Consider the following 2,046-nt stretch of genomic DNA (forward strand, 5'->3'; position numbering starts at 1 on the left):
AACAGCAATCAGCAGTCAGCAGTCAGCAGTCAGCAGTCAGCAGTTCAATTGTCAGCGGCACAGCGGGCAATCGCGTGTTTGCGCAGCTTGCGGTAAAGGGTATTGCGGCTGATCCCCAATTGTTCGGCGGTGTGGGTCATGTGCCAGCGCTGGCGCTCCAGTGCATCGAGCAATGCCAGGCGCTCGGCATCTTCCAGTGGGTGGTCAGTCGGGGCTTCAACCTGCGCCACCGGACGCTGGCGGATCATCGCCGGCAAATCCTCCAGCCCGATCCGTCCACCATCACACAACGCAGCGAGGGTACGCAACACATTGCGCAGTTGCCGCACATTGCCCGGCCAGTCGAACCCCAGCAGCGCCTGTCGTGCCGGTTCGTCGATGAAAAACGTTTCGCTCCCGCTCTCCTCGGCCAGCAGGAAATCCAGTAATTGGGATTTGTCGCCGCGCTCGCGCAACGCCGGCAGCGGGATTTCCAAGCCATTGAGGCGGTAGTACAAATCCTCACGGAAGCTGCCATCGCGCACCCGATCGAGCAACTGTCGGTGAGTGGCGCTGATGATGCGTACGTTCACCGCCTCGGGCTCGCCGCCGATGGGCACCACCTGGCGATCCTCCAGCACCCGCAGTAACCGGGTCTGCAAAGCCAGGGGCATGTCGCCGATTTCATCGAGGAACAGCGTGCCGCCGTCAGCCTGTTGCAGCTTGCCGCGCATGCCTTCCTTGCGCGCGCCGGTGAAGCTGCCGCCGCGATAACCGAACAGTTCGCTCTCGATCAGGCTTTCCGGGATGGCTGCGCAGTTTAGGGCGACAAAATGTTTCCCGGCGCGCTGGCTGGCGTGGTGCACAGCCTTGGCGAACGCCTCCTTGCCAGAGCCGGTTTCACCGTGGATCAGCAGCGGCACATCGCGCTCGAACACCCGCAGCGCCTTGCGAAAATGCTCCTGCAACGCAGCATCTCCCAAGCAGATCCCCGGCAGCCGTGCCGGCTCGATCACCTTGAAAGCCGGCGCGACCGGGGCCGGCACGCTGCGTGGCTGGCCGCGCAACACGGCGAACAAATGCCGGCCGTCGCGGGTGCGCAGTGGCCAACTGGCGCTGGCCTGGGCACTGGCCCGGCCCATCAATTCATCCAGGGAACAATCGAAAAAGTCCTCTACCCGCTGGCCAAGCAAGCCGCCACGGATGTGCCCGAGCAGGTTCAACGCGCTCTGGTTCACCGCGCAAATCCGCCCTTCGCCGTCGAACGCCATCAGCCCTTCGCTGAACAGCCCCACGGACTCGGCCTGCAAGTGAAAGCGCAGCAGCCATTGATTGTCGAAGCAACGCAGGAAATAGCAGCTCTCGATCATCTTCGCCGAGAGGTTGACCAGTGCCATGGTGTGGAATTGGCTCTGGCGCGACACGTCCGGCCGGGCCGAGGACACGTCGAGCACCGCCAGCAATTCGCCCTGGGGATCGAAGACCGGGCTGGCCGAGCAGGTCAGGCCGGTGTGGCGGCCGCGGAAATGTTCTTCCTGGTGGATGGTCAGGGCCTGGCGCTCCACCAGGCAGGTGCCGATGCCGTTGGTGCCTTCGCAGGCTTCGCTCCAGTCGGCGCCGAGCCAGAGGCCGGCCCGCTCGAAAATCTTGCGTTCGCTGGGAGCGGTGACGCAATTGAGGATCACGCCTCGGGCGTCGGTCAGCAGCACTGCGTGGCCGGCGCCGGAGAGCTGTTGATGCAGGCTGGTCATTTCCGTGCCGGCGATGTGCAGCACCTGTTGCAAGCGTTCGCGGCTTTCCAGCACCCGACCGTGCTCGAGCACCGTCGGCGCCAGGTTCTGGGCCGGGTCGAGGTGATAGTCCTCGAGGCAGCGCAGCCAGGAACGGGCAATCGACGGATCGCTGCCAGGCCCCTGCAAATGGGCCTTGCCCTGGGTGACCGTCAGGACTTGCTGGGCATGGCGACTCAAGTGATTGCTGTGCATTTTTTATTATTCTCCCGAAGGTGATGGCCTTGCTGGGGTAATGGTCGAATAGCTATCGTTTGTCGGAACTCGCCCCGTAGGA

Annotated in this window: 1 protein-coding gene; it reads right to left on the bottom strand. The window is 63.6% G+C overall.

From position 1 onward, the window contains the following. Positions 1-44 precede the first annotated feature (44 nt). A complete protein-coding gene (locus tag OC610_RS26340) occupies positions 45-1,964 on the bottom strand; it encodes a sigma-54-dependent Fis family transcriptional regulator (protein ID WP_264432059.1) in 1,920 nt (639 codons plus the stop codon). Between the last annotated feature and the right edge of the window lie 82 nt (positions 1,965-2,046).

The sequence above is a fragment of the Pseudomonas agronomica genome (genome assembly GCF_025917275.1).
Lineage (GTDB): Bacteria > Pseudomonadota > Gammaproteobacteria > Pseudomonadales > Pseudomonadaceae > Aquipseudomonas > Aquipseudomonas agronomica.